This is a genomic window from Saccharopolyspora elongata, assembly GCF_004348985.1.
Lineage (GTDB): Bacteria > Actinomycetota > Actinomycetes > Mycobacteriales > Pseudonocardiaceae > Saccharopolyspora > Saccharopolyspora elongata.
Window position 1 is genome coordinate 251,207 of sequence record NZ_SMKW01000002.1, and the last position, 15,934, is coordinate 267,140.

Consider the following 15,934-nt stretch of genomic DNA (forward strand, 5'->3'; position numbering starts at 1 on the left):
CACTAGGGGCGGGCCCGGCATCGGATCAGTGCAGAACCGGTGAACACTTCACGACAAGACGGGACCGGCCCGCTCGTGTCCGAAGTGGATGGTCAGGCGGGTTCTGGTGGCCAGGCCGCGGGTTTCAGCACGCCCAGCACGTAGGCGCGGGCCACCAGCGCGGTCCGGTTCGGCACGCGCCAGCGGCGGGACATGCGCTGCAGGTGGTAGTTCACCCCGTCCACGGTCAGGCCGACCGACTTGGCGATCTGCGCGGTGGTCACGCCGCCGGCCGCGAGCGCGAGGATCCGCGCCTCCACCGGGCTGACCAGGTCGGTGGCGGGTTTTTCGGCCGGTTCGGTGACGTCGCCGAGAACGTTCAGCAGCAACAGCAACGCGGTCTCGGCATCCGGGGCCTCGCTGACCACGTCGACGGTCATCTCGCCGTGCCGCTCCGACCCGCCCGGCGCGGACCAGCGCACCTCGACCGGGTAGCGGGACCGGCGGCGCCGCCGCAGCGCCTCGACGACCGGGTGCAGCTGATCGCTGGAGCGCGGGCGGAAGAAGTCGAGCGCATTGCGGCCGCGCAACTGGCTGGGCAGTGTGCCCCACTCCGCGGCCATCAGGGGGTTGGCCAGCGCACCTACCACCCGGTGATGCTGAAGGTGGCTCGCCGCCTCCTCGCGTCCTGGGACCGCCGGGCCGCCGCCGGCGTGCCGGTGGACGTGCCCGACGACATGACGCGGATGACGCTGGACACCATCGGGCTGGCCGGTTTCGGTTTCGACTTCGGTTCGTTCGACCGCGACGAACCGCACCCGTTCGTCGGCTCCATGGTGCGCTGCCTCGCCTGGAGCATGTCGCGGCTGACCATGCCTCCCGGCGCCGATCAAGCCGATCGGGACGCGGCGTTCCGGGCCGACGCGGCGTACCTGGCGTCCGTGGTCGACGACGTCATCGGCGCCCGCACGGCCGCGGGCGAAACGTCGGCCGACGACCTCCTGGGGCTCCTGCACGTGGTGCAGCGCGAGGTGGACGAGCTGTGGGGCGACGCCGAACCGGACCCGACGTTCGAGGACGTCGGCCGCCTGACCGCCACCCGCCAGGTGCTCAACGAGGCGCTGCGGCTGTGGCCGTCGGCCCCGTCCTTCGGGCGGGTGGCGCGCGAGGACACCTTGCTGGGCGGGCGGATTCCGCTGCGCGCCGGGGAAGCCGTGGCGGTGCTGACGCCGGTGCTGCACCGCGACCCGGTGTGGGGCGACAACCCCGAGCTCTTCGACCCGACGCGGTTCACCCCCGAGGCCGAGGCGGCCCGGTCGCCGCACGCGTTCAAGCCGTTCGGCACCGACCGAGCGCGCGTCCAGCCGTGCCGCGAAGCGTTCCGCATCGGCACGGACGTCCCGGTGGTCATGATCGCCGCGGGCACCGGTCTGGCGCCGTTCCGGGGCGCGATCGCGGACCGGCGCGGCCTCGTCGAGAGCGGCGCCCGGCTCGCCCCCGCGCTGTGCTACTTCGGCTGCGACGCGGCGGATGCCGACTACCTCCATGCGGCGGAACTCGCCGCCGCCGAGTCGGCCGGCGCGGTCGCCGTCCGTCCGGTCTTCAGCGAAGCGCCGGTCGACGGGCACCGGTTCGTGCAGCACCGCATCGCGGCGGAAGCCGACGAGGTCTGGAACCTGTTGCAGGACGGGGCGAAGGTCTACGTCTGCGGCGACGGCAACCGGATGGCGCCAGGGGTGCGCGACGCGTTCCGCGCGGTGTACCGCGAGCGAGTTCCCGGTAGCGACGCGGAAACCGCTGACGCTTGGTTGCAGGGCCTCATTGCCGAGGGCCGCTACGTGGAGGACGTGTACAGCGGCTGACGCACTCCGCGATCTGTGCCAAGGTCGGGTGCTGGGCCGTCGGTGGCGGCGGCCGTGGAGCTGTGGAAGGGACGACGAGGATGAGCGAATCCGGGATGGGCTGGGGGCGTCCGGAGCTGCTGTCGAACGTCAACTACCGGAAGCACCGCGAGAACCTCCGCCGGCAGGAGACCGACGCGGTGTTCCGCTACATCTACCAGCACAACCTGTGGGGGAGCGAGGAATCGGTCTCCGGGCACGGTTCGGAGAGCACCGCGACCGAGCACATCAGGACCGAGATCCCCGCTCTGCTGCGCAGGCGTGGCGTGCGCACCGTCGCGGACGTCCCTTGCGGGGACTTCGGTTGGCTCAGCACCACCGACCTGGGCGTCGAAACCTACGTCGGCGCCGACATCGTGCCGGAACTCGTCGCGCACAACCGGGATCGCTACTGCAGTGCGCAACGCCGGTTCGAGATCCTCGACCTCACCGCGGATCCGCTGCCCGCGGCGGATCTCGTGCTGTGCCGGGACTGCCTGGTGCACCTCACCTTCGACCAGATCCGGGCCGCGTTGCGCAACATCCGGCGCAGCGGGGCGCGGTACCTGCTGACCACGACGTTCCCGGAGTTGGCGGTGAACGTCGACGTGGAGACCGGGGACTGGCGCCCGCTGAACTTGCAGCTGGCGCCGTTCGGCTTCCCGGCGCCGCTGGAACTCATCGTCGAGGGCTGCATCGAAGGCGACGGGCGGTACGCCGACAAGGCGCTGGGCCTGTGGGAGGTCGCCGACCTCGGCTGACCCGGGAACTCCCGCCCCGCCGGGGCGGGAGTTCCGCTGTTCACGGGCGGCCGAGCGCGGCGGCGATGCCGGCGAGCAGGCAGCCGAGGCCGAACTCGAAGCGGGCGTCGGGATCGGGGTCGCCGGACTCCAGGATTCCGCGGTTGAAGTGGGGGAACTCGCCGGACTCGACCACCTGTCGCACGTAGACGCCGACCGCGTTCCGCCATTCGTCGACCGTCATGCCCGTTGTGCGCCGCGCCTCCAGCTCGGCCAGCTCCGCGGCCACCGAGCCGAGCACGAAGGTGTTGACGGCGTCGACGACCATGCCCGCCTGCGTCGCGTCGTCGGTCGCCCGGCCCACCACGCCGAGCGTGTGATCGCCCCGCCTGATCACGTTCGGGCCGAGCGCAGGGCACCGGGCGGCCTGTTGCGCCAGCCAGGGGTGCTCCAGCAGCCCGGCGCGGAAGATCCGGGCGCAGGCGGCCAGCTCGGCGAGCCAGTCCTCGCCGTGCCCTTCCGGCAGCGGCATTTCGCCGTACACCGCGTCGATCATCAGCTCGATGAGCTCGTCCTTGTTGGTGATGTGGCGGTACAGCGAGGTGGTGCCGGAGCCCATCTCGGCCGCGATCCGCCGCATGGACAGCGCGTCGATGCCTTCGGCGTCGGCGAGCCGGATCGCCGTGCGGACGATCTGCTCCTCGCTGAGCGCCGGACGGCTGCCGCGCTCCCGGTCGCGCATCCAGACCAGGGCCGCGGGCTGTGATCGAGCGGACATGGGCACAGTGTACGCATCGGGTACAGTGTGCCCAAAGTGGGCACAGTGTTCCCAAATTCGAGGAGGCTCTCATGTCCAGGATTCCGGTCCTCATCGCCGGCGGCGGCACCGTCGGCCTGGCCACTGCGGTGTTCCTCGGCCACCACGGCGTTCCGTCGCTGGTCGTCGAGCGCCGCGCCGCGCCGTCCAACCACCCCCGCGCGCTCGGGATCAGCCCGCGCACGCTGGAGTTCTTCCGCGAGGCCGGGCTGCGCGAAGCGATCGACGAGGTCGCCGTCCGGTCGACGGAGATGTGGAAGGCGGACGCGCGCACGGCCGCCGAGATCGACCGCGGCCAGGCACCGCACCCCTCGCAGTCGCCGATAGCCCCCGATATCTCGCCGGAAATGCCGAATGGGCACTACCCGCAGGACCGGCTCGACGGCGCGCTCCTCCCGGCGGCCCGGGAACTCGGGGCGACCGTCGAATTCGGCGTGGCCGTGACCGGAGTCGAGCAGGATGCCGACGGGGTGTCGGCGACGCTTTCAGATGGGCGCGTGATCCAGGCCGACTACCTGGTGGGCGCGGACGGCGTGAACAGTTCGGTGCGCGACGCGCTGGGGATCACCGCCACGGGCCCGGGCGAAATCGGTGACACCACCGTGAACATCCTGTTCAACGCCGACCTGGTGGGCCACTTCGGTTCGATGCCGGTCATGGTCCAGATCAGCCATCCGGACGCCCCGGGAATGCTGCTGTCCGTCGGCGAGAAGCGCTGGGTGCTGCACGTCGGGCTGGACTCGGTCGGCGACCTCTCCGCACAACGGTGCGCCGCGGCGGTGCGCACCGCGCTCGGCGCGGACGTGCCGGTGGAGATCGTCAACGCGTTGCCGTGGCGGGCGACGGTGCGGATGGCGGATGAATTCCGGTCCGGCCGCGCTTTCCTGGTCGGCGACGCGGCGCGGGCGATCTCGCCGCTCGGGGCCTTGGGGCTGAACACCGGGCTGGCGGACGCGCACAACCTCGCGTGGAAGCTGGGCATGGTGCTGGCCGGGCAGGCGGGTGACCGGTTGCTGGACAGCTACCACGAGGAGCGCCACGCCGTCGCCGAGCTGGTGACCCGGCAGGCGCTGCTGCGCTGGGAGAACCCGCGTCTGCACTGGGACCCGGCGGCGGCCGCGGAGCGTGCCGCGGTCGGGATGTGGAACGCGCCGGTGGTGACCATGGCCTACCGGTACGACTCTTCGGCGGTGATCGACCCGGTGGTCGATGTGCCGTCCACAGAGGACGTCGCCGCGAGCCTCGACGGCGCGCCCGGCTCGCGGCTGCCGCACCGCTGGGTGGACGGGATCGTGTCCACCTTGGACGTGATCGAATCCCGCTTCGCGGTGCTGACCGGCCCCGGAGGCGGTCACTGGGCCGAGGCGGCGCGCGAGATCGGGCTGAAGGCCGTGCAGCTAGACGAGGATTGGGTGTCCTCGGTGAACGTCGACCACGACGGCGCACTCCTGGTGCGGCCAGACGGTTTCATCGCCTGGCGCGCACCAGGAAGCGCGGATCCCGCGACGCTGCGGAAGGCGTTCGCCGCGGTCACCGGTCGTTAGCCGGCCAGGCGCTTCTCGTACCCGGCGAGGCGGACGCAGGTGGTGAGGCCGCGGATCGCCTGCTCCAGCTCCTGACGCCCGGGGTAGCTGGGGGCGATCCGGATGACTGCGTCGTCCGGATCGACGCCGTGCGGGTGGGTGGCACCGGCCGGGGTCAGCGCGATCCCGGCCTCGCCCGCCAGGCGCACGACCTCCTTGGCGCAGCCGTCGGGCACCCGCAGCGAGATGAAGTACCCGCCCTTCGGGGACGTCCACTCGGCCAGGCCCGTGCCGCCGAGCTCCTCGTCGAAGATGCGCAGCACCGCCTCGAACTTGGGCTGCAGCAGCGCGCGGTGGCGGTCCATGTGGGCGCGCACCCCGTCGGCGTCCTCGAGGAACAGCACGTGCCGGAGCTGGTTGACCTTGTCCGGGCCGATCGAGCGCTTCGAGTTGTTGGCCAGCAGCCAGTCGCGGTTGGCCGGCGAGGAGCCGAAGAACGCGACGCCGGCCCCGGCCCAGGTGATCTTGGAGGTCGAGCCGAAGACGAAGGCCCGGTCCGGGTTCCCGGCCTCGGCGCAGGCCGCGAGCAGGTCGGCGATCTCCACCCGCTCGTCGGTGAGGTGGTGCACCGCGTAGGCGTTGTCCCAGAAGATCCGGAAGTCCGGGGCGGCCGTGCGCATCCCGGCCAGCCGCCGCACCGTCTCGTCCGAGTAGCAGGTGCCGTCCGGGTTGCTGTACTTCGGCACGCACCAGATGCCCTTGATCGCCGGGTCCTCGGCGACCAGCCGCTCCACTTCGGACATGTCGGGCCCGTTGGCGGTCATCGCGACCGGGATCATCTCGATGCCGAAGCGCGCGCAGAGGGAGAAATGCCGGTCGTAGCCGGGAACCGGGCACAGGAAGGCGATGCGCTCCTGGCCGGCCCAGCGCGACTCGGCGCCCGGCAGGACGCTCAGCAGCGCGTGCACCAGGCAGTCGTGCATCAGCTCCAGGCTGGAGTTGCCCGCGGCCAGCAGCTGCTCCACCGGCACCTGGAGGAAGTCCGCGAACAGCGCCCGCATCTCCGGCAGGCCCTGCAGGCCACCGTAGTTCCGGCAGTCGGTGCCGTCCGCGGCGGTGGGCCGGCCGGCGCCGGGCAGCTCCTGCAGGCCGGCCGCCAGGTCGAGCTGCTCGGGCGAGGGCTTGCCGCGGGTCAGGTCGAACGACAGGCCGGCGTCCACCAGTTCGCGGTAATCGCGGCGGGCGGTTTCGGCCAGTGTGGAGGTTGTCTCGGCGTTCGTACCAACGGGCATCGTGCGTTCCCTTCGCGTGCGGCGACCTGCGGGAAGCCTACAGGTCGCCGCATCGGCGATCCCGCCCGCGCCGTCGGGAACGGCTGGTGTCCACTGTGGTCAGCCGCGGTACGGGAACTCCGGCGGGCGGCGCTGGAGGAAGGCGTTGATCCCTTCGGTGCTCTCGCCGCTTTCAGTGGACAGGTCCTGCCAGTGCTGGCGGCGTTCGTCGATCGACTCGCCTCGGCTGGCCATGTCGATGAGCTGCTTGGATGCCCGGACCGTCAGCTGGGAGCGCCTGGCGATGGTCGTCGCGAGGGCGATCGCGCGGCCGCGGGCGTCGTCGGTGATCTCGTCGACCAGTCGCATCTGGAGCGCGCGTGCGGCGTCGAAGAAGTCCGCGGAGAACAGCAGCAGTTTCGCGTTCGCCGGCCCGACGAGCTCGGTGAGCCGGGCGACGCTGGAGGCGGGGTAGACGATGCCGAGCTTGGCCGGGGTGATGCCGAAGGCGGCGCCGGTGTCGGCGATGCGGATGTCGCAGGCGGCGGCGAGCTGGCAGCCGCCGCCGATGCAGAGCCCGTTGATCAGCGCGATCGTCGGTAGCGGGCAGGTGAGCAGCGCCCGCTCGGCTGTCACCGTCACGCTCTCCTCTCGGCCGCCCTCGATCTCGTCCAGTTCATTGATGTTCGCGCCGGCGCAGAACGCGTCGCCCGCGCCGGTGAGCACGACGACCCGGACGGCGGGATCGTCGGCGACCTTGGTCAGCAGGTCGGGGACCTGCCGCCACATGCTCGCGCTCATGGCGTTGCGCCTGCCCGGGTTGTCGATGGTGATCCAGGCGATGTGCTCGGCGATGTGCAGGTCCAGCCGGCCCGGTGTGAGGTCGTTCATCGCTTGGTCGCTCCCGTGGTCGTCGGCAGGTGAGTGATGCCGCGGCGGTCCAGATCCTCGATCTCGTCTTCGTTGAACAGCTGGGCCAGGACCGCCGCGGAGTGCTCGCCGAACTCCGGTGGTGGGGAGTGCACCGCGGCGGGCTGGTCGTCGATCCAGATCGGCGCGCGCAGCAACGGCATCGAGGCTCCGGCCGCCGACATGACCTGCTGCACCATACCGAGCGCCTGCACCTGCGGGTCGGCGAAGACCTGATCCATCCGGTGCACGGGTCCGCAGGGGATGCCGGCTTCGCGCAGCGCCGCCACCCAGTGCGCGGAACCCTCGGCGCGGAGCAGTCGTTCGAGATCGGCCCGCAGCGCGGCGCGGTGCTCGACGCGGCTCGCGGCGTCGGCGTACTCCGGGCGCTCGGCCAGGGCCGGGTCGCCGAGCGCGGCGCAGAGCGCCTCCCACTGGCGTGGCGATCCGGCGGCGATGTTGATGGGGGAGTCGGCGGTGTCGAACATCCCGTACGGGCTGATCACCGGGTGGTCGTTGCCCTGCGGTTGTGGGACCTCGCCGGTGCTGAGGTAGCCCTGCGCGTGGAAGGTCAGCGCCGCCAGCGCCGATTCCAGCAGCGAGGTCTGCACGTGGGCGCCGTCCCCGGTGCGTTCCCGCCCGGCGACGGCCGCCGCGACCGAGAGGGCCGCCACGATCCCGGTGATCGTGTCGATGATCGGCACCCCGACGCGCATCGGGGTCTCCGCACCGGCGCCGGTGACCGACATCAGGCCCGACATGCCCTGCGCGATCTGGTCGAGCCCGGGCGTTTCCCGTTCCGGTCCGGTCGGCCCGTATCCGCTGATGCTGGCGATCACCAGTCGAGGGTGCTCCACCCGCAGCCGCGCGGGATCCAGGCCGAGTTTCGCGAGCACGCCCGGCCGGAAGTTCTCCACCAGCACGTCCGCATCGGCGACCAGCCGGGCCAGGACGTCCTGGCCCTCCGGGCTGCGCAGGTCCAGCGCGAGGGAGCGCTTGTTCCGGTTGACCGCGGCGAAGTACTGGCTCCGGTCCCCATCGAACGGGCCGAACGCGCGGGCGCCGTCGCCGTGCGGCACCGGCTCCACCTTGATCACCTCGGCGCCGAGGTCGGCCAGCAGGGTGGTGCACATCGGACCGGCGAGCACGCGAGTCAGGTCGATCACCCGGATCCCGGTCAGCGGCGCGTGCGTCATGGGGCGACCTCCGGTCCTTCGGTCCACGATGTGGTCCATCGATCCGTAAAGTGGACTGAACGGATCTGGACGCTACGATGCGCCGCACATCGCGTCAAGAGGTGGATCATGTCCATGCAGAGCGTCAAGAACGCCCTCCGCGTCCTGGAAGCGGTGGCCGAGAACCAGCCCGCCGGGCTCAGCGACCTGACCCAGCGGTTGGGGTTGCCGAAGACCACCGTCCAGCGCTGCCTGACCACATTGCACGAGGCGGGGTGGATCAAACCCGCCGGGCACGAGCTGCGCCGCTGGACGATCACCGGCCGGGCGTTCTCGGTGGGCAGCCAGGCCGCCAACGACCGGGATCTGCGGTCGGTGGCGTTGCCGCTGCTCAGCGAACTCCAGGCGGCCACCGGCGAAACGGTGCACCTGATGGTGCCGGACGGCAACGAGGTGGTGCTCATCGAGCGCCTCGACAGCGCCCACCAGCTGCGCACGTTCTACTCGCTGGGCCTCCGCTCGCCGTTGCACGCCACGTCCAACGGCAAGGCCGTGCTGGCCGCGATGCCGGATGACGACGTCGCCGACTACCTGGCGAAATACCTGTCCAGGGTCACCGATCGCACGATCGTCGATCCCGATGCGCTGCTGGCCCAGCTGGCGACCATCCGCGGGCAGGGCTACGCCGTGAACGAGGAGGAGCACCAGCCCGGCATCGTGGCCATCGGCGCCGCCATCTGCCCGCCCGGCGCGGGTGCGGTCGGCTCGCTGTCGGTGTCCGCGCCCAAGGTGCGGCTCACGCGCAACCGCTACGCGACCGTCGGCCGGCAGGTCCGCGACACGGCTTTCCGCATCTCCCAAGGGCTCTCGTCGCCGGTCGCCCCGCTGCCGTAGCGGATCGCCGCCGCGCCAACGAATTCCGGCATCGCACCTTGACGTGCCCGGGAGCACGACCCTACGGTGCCGTGGACCACAATGCAGTCAGGTGGACCACGATGCGGTCCGGGCTCGACGGGGAGCGAAATGGCGTCGCAGGTGCTGGCTTTGCTCGTGTTGGCGGTGGCGTTCCTGGTCGCGACCGTGCGACCGGTCCACATGGGAGTCCTCGCCCTGGCCGCGGCGCTCGGCGTCGGCACGACCCTGGGCGGCGCGTCGCTGGACGACGTGCTCAGCGGCTTCCCCGTCGACATCATGCTCCTGCTGCTCGGCGTCACCTATCTCTTCGGCATCGCGCGCAGCAACGGCGCCCTCGACTGGATGATCGACAGGCTGGTCCGCGCGACCGGCAACCGGGTCGCGCTGCTGCCCGCGCTGTTCTTCGCCCTCTCCCTCGCGGTCGCCAGCTTCGGATCGCCGCTGGCGGCGGTCGTGCTCATCCCGATCGGGCTGTCGTTCGCCGGCCGCAACGGGCTGAGCCCGGTGGTGATGGGCCTGGCGATGGCCACCGGCGGCTCGGCCGGGTCGTTCGCGCCGATCAGCCTGTTCGGCCTCATCACGACGAGCATCGCCGGGCGCAGCGGGATCGAGGTGAATCCGCTGCTGCTGTTCGGCGCGGCGATCGGGATCAACGTGGTGCTCTTCGCCGCCGGATCCGTCCTGTTCCGGCGCGCGCTCGTGGCCGAGGCGGCGCCCGATGAGGAGCCCGACGCCGTGCCGGGTTCCGGTGGTGGCGCGGGGGAAACGGCGCTGCTGACCAGGACCGGCACCGCGACCCGGCTCTCGGTGTTCCAGCGGCTGACGATCGTGACGCTGGCGCTGCTGGTCGTGCTCGTGGTCGTGCTGACGGCCGCCGGCCTCGAGGTGAACGTCGGCGCGGTCGCGCTGGGTCTGGGCGTCGTCCTGGCGCTGTGCTTCACCAAGGAGACGGCGCAGGCGGTCAAGGAGATCGACTGGTCCACGATCCTGCTCGTCGGCGGCATCGCCACCTACGTCGGCGTGCTGGACGGCATGGGCGCCGTCCAGCTCGTCGCCGAGGTCGGCGCGGCGATCCCCAGCCCGCTGCTGGCGGCGTTCATCCTCTGCCTGTGCGGCGGGCTGATCTCGGCGTTCGGCTCCACGACCGCGCTGCTGGCGATCATCATCCCGCTCGCGCTGCCGCTGGTGGCCGCCGGCGGGGTGCCGGCGGCCGGGGTGATCTGCGCGCTGGCGCTGTCGTCGTCCCTGGTGGACATCAATCCGATGTCCACCATCGGCGCCACCGTGGTGGCCTCGGGCCCGGAGCGGATCCGCGCGGCGATGCGGAAGTTCTTCTTCCGCTGGGGATTCTCGATGGTCCTGGTCGGTCCGGTCGTCACCTGCGCCTTTCTGGTCCTGCCCGGAATGCTCGCCTAGTCGGCGAGGAGTTCCTGGAGCTCGCGGACCGCCCGGGTGAGGTGCTCGGCGAACGAGTACATCTCGCCGGCCACCGGCTCCGGCGTGCTCAGGTAGAGGTTGAAGCGATCCGGGAGCAGCACGTACGCGACGCCGATGCACTGGCTGCTGGTCGAACCGAAACCGAAGTACTGGATGTTCGTCGACGGCGCCGAGCTCGTGCTCAGGTAGTCGTCGCGCATCTTCAGCCAGCCCGGCGTCTCGTACAGGTCCAGCGGCTCGGTCGCGCCCAGCTCCGCGCCCCGCCGCCGCTGGATGAGCTGCAGCTCCCACAGGTGCTGCTCGGGCGCCTGCCCCGCCTGGCACTCCTTCGCCCGTGCCACGTGCTTCTCCGCGGCGGCACGGAACGCCGCGCGCCGCGTCTCCGCGTCCGCACCGGGATCGTCCATCGTCGCGACGAACCGCAGGACCTCGGGCGTGACGACGCGCATGGCCTCGGTGCGCCCGTTCTGGAACTGGCGGGTGGCGATGGACTCGTAGGTGGCGCCGGTCAGGCCCTTGGAGCGCTTGTGGGCCAGCTGGTACGCCATCTGCACGAACGCATCGGGCGACATGCCCAGCTGTTTGGCCCGGTTCGCCCCGAAGTCCTCGAACGACAGCGTGGTGGTCGCGGTGTTGTCGGCGTACTCCGCGAACGCCTCAGCCGCGGATTGGACGTCGGCGCGCAGGTCGGCGTCGAGCACGAACTCGATCGGATCCACGGCGGGAAGGCCCTGCGCCGCCCGACCCGCTTCCGGTTCGTGCTGGAGCAACGTGTCGACGAAGTTGAGGATCGTGGTGCCGTCCAGGCCGCAGTGCTCCACGTTGATACCGGCGGTGCCGTCGGCGAAGACGATCAGCGACACGGCCTTGTCGAACCACCGGCTGCCGCTGTCGCCGTGCAGCAGGTGGTCGCATGCGTCCAGCGTGTTCTCGGGCGTGAAGTCCTCGAGGCACAGGCAGAACAGCGCGGTCTCGATCTCATCCAGCGCCGCGGCGTTGCCCGGATCGGCGGCCAGCAGCGCTTCCCGGCTGGCGGCCCACTCCGCTCGCGCCTTGGTGGTGAGGTGCCCGACGGAGGTGTCCTTCGCGGCTCGCGTCGCGCCGGCCTTCATGATCGCCTGCAGGCCCGCCGCGAGATCCTCCGGCGTGTGCGGCCGGCCCTCCGGGCTGAGCACCTGCATGCGGAACAGGTTGCCGCGGTAGAACACCGCGATGTGGCGGGCATCGGAGGGCCCGGGCCATTCCGCGGAGTACGGCGCGCGCACCGAGTCCTGCACCTCGCCGGGGATCCGGGTGGTGGAGAACAGGAACTTCTGCTGCTCCATCGAATGCGGCTGTCCACGTTGGACGACCGGCGGGATCGCCTCCGCGTCGAGCAGCTGCTTGTAGTCGATCGCCGCGGCGATGAGGCCGGCCGCCCGCTCGACCTGCTCCTGCGCGGATTCCCGGAACAGGAAGAAGAAGTTGGCGTTCAGCGCGATCCGGTCGCGGCGGCCCAGGTACCGGTACGGCCAGAAGGTGTCGAGCCAGCTGCGCACGCCTTCCTCGGCGTCGTAGCGTTCGAGCGCCGCCTGCAGGGCGTGGGCCGGGCTGCCGGGGCTCTGGAACACCCGAACCGCCGCCTCGGTGGCGGCCAGCTCGTCCGCGCCGAGCAGCGGCGCGCACCACTCGACGAACCGCTCGCAGCTTTCCGCCAGGGTCGGCAGCGGCACCCGGGGCAGCCGGTCCTCGTTGCCGAAGGTGCTGGTCGACCACGTCTCACTGCTGTTCAATGTCATCCTCGACTTCGCTGGATCGCTCGGTGTTCTCGCGGCTGGGAGAGGTGGAGCTCGGCGTAGAACCAGCCGTCGGCCTCCCTGCCCCGCGGCTCGACCCCGGCGGTCGAGAGCGTTTCCAGGACCAACGACTGCTCCTGCTCGGAGATGAACCGGCGCTGCTTGAAGACGCCGGGCATCGGCACGGTTTCGTAACCCGAGTCTGCCAGTCGGCGCGCGATCGGGTCGAAGGGGAACATCCGCAGCACGAAATGCGCCATCCACGGCCGCCTTCCCGCCTCGGCGATCCGGCCGAGGGTGCGTTCGCCGACGTAGCCGATGCACCCCGTCGAGATGACCAGGTCCACCTCGGCCAGCAGCTCGCGTTGCGCGGCGGTGGGGTCGTGGTTCTCCAGGTCGGCGTGCACCGCGTGGTCGATGAACCCGGCCGCGAGCGCGTACGAAAGTGCCGGTTCCGAGCTGTCCAGGCCGACGAACCGGGTGCGGGCGAGCTGACCGCGCGAGCGGACCCAGGCCCGGTCGCGGGCCAGCAGCCGGTCCCGGTCGGCTGCGCGGGCATCGGCGTCGCCGTAGTGCTCGTAGAGCTCGTCGATGGTCGCGTCGCACCGCAGCAGGGCGGCGTTGACGCCGTAGGAGCAGCCGAGGTCCAGGACGGTCGGCACCTCGATGCCGGTCGCCTCGCGGTATTCCTGGATCAGCTTCAGGAAGTAGGGCTTGGCCAGCTGCGGGATGCAGTAGTCGAGTTCGCGCAGGGTGGTGAAGTAGGCGCGCGGATCGGGTCGGGTGTAGATCTGCTCGAGCGAAACCTTGCCGGTGGCATCGAACTGCACGGACGGTGCTCCTCCTTGCTCGACCGGTCGACTCGTCAGTCCAGCAGCCGATCGCCCCGCACCGCGCGGCCCTCGGCGGCCAGGTGTTCCGGCAGGACCCGGCCGAAGATCTGCTTGGTCCGGGCGACGCTGCCGATCACGCCGGGCCGCTCGCTGTAGGCGAAGATGGAGGAATGGCGCTGCTCGCGGCCCTGCACGGTGGTCACGCGGTGCAGCGAGAAGCGGCCCTTGAACAGCTGGAGATCGCCGGGGCGCAGCGCCAGCCGCCGGATCAGCCGCTCGCCGTCCCCGGCCAGCACCGCCCGGACGTCGGCGAAGTTCTCCGAGCGGGCGGACCGGATGTTCGCGCAGTACTCGAAGATCCCGCCGGCCTCCGGCTCCTGGGTGAGCATGCTGACCGCGAACTCGTTGGTGTCGAAATGCCACGGGTGGTCCATACCGGGCCGCACCACGTTGAGGCAGAGCCCGGCCAGCGGATCGGCCAGCTCGTGGACGGCGGGCAGCTCGACGCACTCGGCGATGAAGCGCTTGAACAGCGAGCTGGTGTAGAGCCGGTGGATGATCGAGCGCGGTGGGATCTGGTCGCGGGCCACGAACGCGTTGCCGCGCGTCATCGTGGTGCGGGCCGGGTGGTCCGCCGGCAGCTCGGTGTTCGTGTCGATGTTGTAGGCGTTGACGACCTCGACGTCGTAGTGCGCCAGCGGCGCGATCTTCGCGCCTTCCCGCCGCAGCTCCTCCTGCCGCGACGGGCGGATGAAATCGGGCAGCACGCTGCAGCCGTCTTCCCGCAGGTCGTGCCGGGCCCGGTGGACGGCATCCCGCCAGGCGGCGCTCGCCGGGTCCGACAGCGGGTAGCGCGCCGTGTCCACCAACTGCTCCACAAGCTCGACTTCCGCTGCGCTCATGAAGTTCCCCTCCACGTGCAAAGCTCGCCAACGCCGGATTCGGGGCGATCGACGTTGATCGCGCCTGCACTACCGTGATCAACGACGGATGATCATCGCGGTTACTGCCGAGTTCGCCGCCGGGGCAGTGACGGTGGCCATAGTGCGCGGCCGATCCGGGCGCCGACCGCCACTCGATCGTGCAGAACTCGCCGGAAGCCGAGAGGATCAGGAGGACCCGACGAGGAAGGGCGGTACTGGTATGGACGACGAGACCAGTCGGCGGCTCGCCGAGGTGCGTTCACTGGCCGACGAACTGCATCCCGAGCAGATCGAGGCCGAGATCGGCCGCGCGCGGGTCGAGGCGTACCAGGAGGGCATGCGCTTCGCCGCCGACTTCGTCGAGAACGGCCCGCAGGGCCGCCAGAGCGCGCACATCCCGCTGCCGCGGAGCTGACCGGTGGCTCAGGAACCGCGCAGTGCGGTGGCGACCTCCCGGGCGGCCCGGAGGCCGGATTCCACCGCGCCGTCGATGAAGCCCGCCCAGCCGGTGGCGAGGTCGGAGCCCGCGAAGCGGACCGCGCCGTGCGGCCGTTGCAGGGCGGCCAGGTACTTCGTGAGCTGTCCCGGGCGCTGCATGGGCCAGGTTTCCCGGGAGAACTCGTCGGTCATCCAGTTGTGCCCGGCGACGTCGACGACCTCCAGGTCCGGCCGCCACGCGGCGAGCGCGCGGGCGACGCCCGCCTTGTCGGTGGGATCGAGGTCGTGGGCGCGGGTGCCGAAGGCGACGAGGACGGTGTCGCCGTCGACCGCGTACTCCGGGCGGACGAAGGTGAGGTCGTGGTCGTCCGGCGCGTAGCCGGTGAACGGCGGGACGTCGCCGCGCACCCGGATCCAGGTCTTCAGTCCCTGCGACGCGGTGCGCTCGGCGCTCGCCGCCAGCTTGGCCGCCGGGAGCGCGGGCCGGAAGTCGATGGTGGCCAGCACGTTCAGCGGCAGCGTGCAGATCACCTGCCGGGCCGCGAGTCGGGTGCCGCCGGCCGTGGTGATCGTCGCGCCGCCGTCGTCCTGGGCGATGGCGGTGACGATCGTGCCGAGCCGGACGTCGGCATCGCTGTCGGCCGCCATCGCCGCCGCCAGCGAGGCGGTGCCCTCGACGAGCCGGTATCCCGAGGTCGCCTCGTGCAGCAGCCGCCAGTCGCCCGACGCCGCCGCGCACCACCGCATGGCCTGGCTGAGCCCGGAAACCGAGGCGGGGCCGTTGAAGTGCTCCGCCCAGACGCCGGTGTTCACCTCGCGCTCGGCGGGCGGGAGGTCGAGCCTGCCGAAGTAGTCGGCGACCGACTGGTGGTCGATGCGGTCCAGGTCCTCGCGCAGCAGCGGCTCGTAGGGGAGCGGGAACCAGGTGCGGCTGTCCGCGGCGAGCCGGTCCATGCCGCGTTCGATCAGCGCGTCGAACTCCGCGGGACTGCCCCGGTGCACCGCGCCGTCGGCGATCCAGTACACCTCCTCCGAGCTCGGGCTCTGCTCGACGGCCTGGCCGTAGCGGGTGATCTCGCTCCACGTGTGCGGCTGCAGCCAGTGCACCCAGGTGCCGCCCATCTCCAGGCGGCGGCCGAGCCGCTCATCGGTCCAGGTGCGACCGCCGATGCGGTCGCGTGCTTCGAGCACCGCCACCGAGCGGCCGCGCCGCGACAGCTCGCGAGCGGCGGTCAGCCCGGCGAACCCGGCACCGACGATGACCACGTCGTAGGACTCCATGCTGCGCATTCTGGTGCGTGCACGCCGATGCCTCGATC

General features: G+C 71.3%; 15 protein-coding genes. 6 read left to right on the forward strand and 9 right to left on the reverse strand.

The genetic code is table 11. The features are described 5' to 3' along the window. Positions 1-92: 92 nt before the first annotated feature. Positions 93-629, reverse strand: a complete 537-nt coding sequence (locus E1288_RS02850; RefSeq protein WP_235883297.1) for a LuxR C-terminal-related transcriptional regulator — start codon at positions 627-629, stop codon at positions 93-95. Between the two features lie 6 nt (positions 630-635). Between E1288_RS02850 and E1288_RS02855 the strand changes: the two genes are divergently transcribed. Beyond that, positions 636-1,841 carry a cytochrome P450 gene (locus E1288_RS02855; protein WP_132480194.1) on the forward strand — a complete coding sequence of 402 codons (1,206 nt, stop codon included), beginning with the start codon at positions 636-638 and terminating at the stop codon, positions 1,839-1,841. An 80-nt stretch (positions 1,842-1,921) separates the two neighbouring features. Further along, entirely contained in the window at positions 1,922-2,620 is a 699-nt protein-coding gene (locus tag E1288_RS02860) for a class I SAM-dependent methyltransferase (RefSeq protein WP_207954139.1), read from the forward strand. A gap of 40 nt (positions 2,621-2,660) precedes the next feature. Here the strand turns inward: E1288_RS02860 and E1288_RS02865 are convergent, their stop codons facing one another. After that, the gene (locus E1288_RS02865) at positions 2,661-3,377 is read right to left on the reverse strand and encodes a TetR/AcrR family transcriptional regulator (protein WP_207954140.1); all 717 of its coding nucleotides are present in this window, start codon (positions 3,375-3,377) and stop codon (positions 2,661-2,663) included. Positions 3,378-3,448: 71 nt separating this feature from the next. On the opposite strand from E1288_RS02865, the gene E1288_RS02870 reads away from it, so the two are divergent. Beyond that, positions 3,449-4,960, forward strand: coding sequence for an FAD-dependent monooxygenase (locus E1288_RS02870; protein WP_132480196.1), 1,512 nt, complete (start codon positions 3,449-3,451; stop codon positions 4,958-4,960). Here E1288_RS02870 and E1288_RS02875 read toward each other — a convergent pair. From E1288_RS02875 to E1288_RS02885, 3 genes are all read right to left on the reverse strand, one after another. Continuing rightward, entirely contained in the window at positions 4,957-6,231 is a 1,275-nt protein-coding gene (locus tag E1288_RS02875) for an aminotransferase class I/II-fold pyridoxal phosphate-dependent enzyme (RefSeq protein ID WP_132480199.1), read from the reverse strand. The two genes, E1288_RS02870 and E1288_RS02875, sit on opposite strands and share 4 nt — an antisense overlap. A 99-nt stretch (positions 6,232-6,330) precedes the next feature. After that, complete coding sequence (locus E1288_RS02880; RefSeq protein ID WP_132480202.1) at positions 6,331-7,101, reverse strand: enoyl-CoA hydratase/isomerase family protein; 771 nt, start codon at positions 7,099-7,101, stop codon at positions 6,331-6,333. After that, complete coding sequence (locus E1288_RS02885) at positions 7,098-8,315, reverse strand: CaiB/BaiF CoA transferase family protein (RefSeq protein WP_132480205.1); 1,218 nt, start codon at positions 8,313-8,315, stop codon at positions 7,098-7,100. Before E1288_RS02885 ends, E1288_RS02880 begins: the two co-directional genes overlap by 4 nt. A 108-nt stretch (positions 8,316-8,423) precedes the next feature. Here E1288_RS02885 and E1288_RS02890 point away from each other — a divergent pair, with 108 nt between their 5' ends. Together E1288_RS02890 and E1288_RS02895 are read left to right on the forward strand one after the other, a co-directional pair. Further along, positions 8,424-9,188 (forward strand): IclR family transcriptional regulator, encoded by a 765-nt coding sequence (locus E1288_RS02890; protein ID WP_235883298.1) that lies wholly within the window; start codon positions 8,424-8,426, stop codon positions 9,186-9,188. Positions 9,189-9,317: 129 nt separating this feature from the next. After that, positions 9,318-10,625 carry an SLC13 family permease gene (locus tag E1288_RS02895; protein WP_165967954.1) on the forward strand — a complete coding sequence of 436 codons (1,308 nt, stop codon included), beginning with the start codon at positions 9,318-9,320 and terminating at the stop codon, positions 10,623-10,625. Here the strand turns inward: E1288_RS02895 and E1288_RS02900 are convergent. The 3 genes from E1288_RS02900 to E1288_RS02910 are packed head-to-tail and all read right to left on the reverse strand — an operon-like array spanning position 10,622 to position 14,156. Continuing rightward, complete coding sequence (locus tag E1288_RS02900; protein ID WP_132480211.1) at positions 10,622-12,424, reverse strand: choline/carnitine O-acyltransferase; 1,803 nt, start codon at positions 12,422-12,424, stop codon at positions 10,622-10,624. The genes E1288_RS02895 and E1288_RS02900 overlap by 4 nt on opposite strands. Beyond that, the gene (locus E1288_RS02905; protein ID WP_132480214.1) at positions 12,421-13,251 is read right to left on the reverse strand and encodes a class I SAM-dependent methyltransferase; all 831 of its coding nucleotides are present in this window, start codon (positions 13,249-13,251) and stop codon (positions 12,421-12,423) included. Before E1288_RS02905 ends, E1288_RS02900 begins: the two co-directional genes overlap by 4 nt. A 35-nt stretch (positions 13,252-13,286) precedes the next feature. Continuing rightward, positions 13,287-14,156, reverse strand: coding sequence for a HalD/BesD family halogenase (locus E1288_RS02910; RefSeq protein WP_132480217.1), 870 nt, complete (start codon positions 14,154-14,156; stop codon positions 13,287-13,289). 241 nt (positions 14,157-14,397) lie between these two features. On the opposite strand from E1288_RS02910, the gene E1288_RS02915 reads away from it, so the two are divergent. Then, positions 14,398-14,592 (forward strand): hypothetical protein, encoded by a 195-nt coding sequence (locus E1288_RS02915; RefSeq protein ID WP_132480220.1) that lies wholly within the window; start codon positions 14,398-14,400, stop codon positions 14,590-14,592. 8 nt (positions 14,593-14,600) lie between these two features. Here the strand turns inward: E1288_RS02915 and E1288_RS02920 are convergent, their stop codons facing one another. Continuing rightward, a complete protein-coding gene (locus E1288_RS02920; RefSeq protein ID WP_132480223.1) occupies positions 14,601-15,905 on the reverse strand; it encodes a flavin monoamine oxidase family protein in 1,305 nt (434 codons plus the stop codon). Positions 15,906-15,934 lie beyond the last annotated feature (29 nt).

Excerpts from the sequence above, each read along its gene's own strand:
- E1288_RS02855 (WP_132480194.1), top strand. The coding sequence starts at position 636 with ATGCTGAAGGTGGCTCGCCGCCTCCTCGCGTCCTGGGACCGCCGGGCC.
- E1288_RS02860 (WP_207954139.1), top strand. The coding sequence starts at position 1,922 with ATGAGCGAATCCGGGATGGGCTGGGGGCGTCCGGAGCTGCTGTCGAAC.
- E1288_RS02865 (WP_207954140.1), bottom strand. The coding sequence starts at position 3,377 with ATGTCCGCTCGATCACAGCCCGCGGCCCTGGTCTGGATGCGCGACCGG.
- E1288_RS02870 (WP_132480196.1), top strand. The coding sequence starts at position 3,449 with ATGTCCAGGATTCCGGTCCTCATCGCCGGCGGCGGCACCGTCGGCCTG.
- E1288_RS02875 (WP_132480199.1), bottom strand. The coding sequence starts at position 6,231 with ATGCCCGTTGGTACGAACGCCGAGACAACCTCCACACTGGCCGAAACC.
- E1288_RS02880 (WP_132480202.1), bottom strand. The coding sequence starts at position 7,101 with ATGAACGACCTCACACCGGGCCGGCTGGACCTGCACATCGCCGAGCAC.
- E1288_RS02885 (WP_132480205.1), bottom strand. The coding sequence starts at position 8,315 with ATGACGCACGCGCCGCTGACCGGGATCCGGGTGATCGACCTGACTCGC.
- E1288_RS02890 (WP_235883298.1), top strand. The coding sequence starts at position 8,424 with ATGTCCATGCAGAGCGTCAAGAACGCCCTCCGCGTCCTGGAAGCGGTG.
- E1288_RS02895 (WP_165967954.1), top strand. The coding sequence starts at position 9,318 with ATGGCGTCGCAGGTGCTGGCTTTGCTCGTGTTGGCGGTGGCGTTCCTG.
- E1288_RS02900 (WP_132480211.1), bottom strand. The coding sequence starts at position 12,424 with ATGACATTGAACAGCAGTGAGACGTGGTCGACCAGCACCTTCGGCAAC.
- E1288_RS02910 (WP_132480217.1), bottom strand. The coding sequence starts at position 14,156 with ATGAGCGCAGCGGAAGTCGAGCTTGTGGAGCAGTTGGTGGACACGGCG.
- E1288_RS02915 (WP_132480220.1), top strand. The coding sequence starts at position 14,398 with ATGGACGACGAGACCAGTCGGCGGCTCGCCGAGGTGCGTTCACTGGCC.
- E1288_RS02920 (WP_132480223.1), bottom strand. The coding sequence starts at position 15,905 with ATGCGCAGCATGGAGTCCTACGACGTGGTCATCGTCGGTGCCGGGTTC.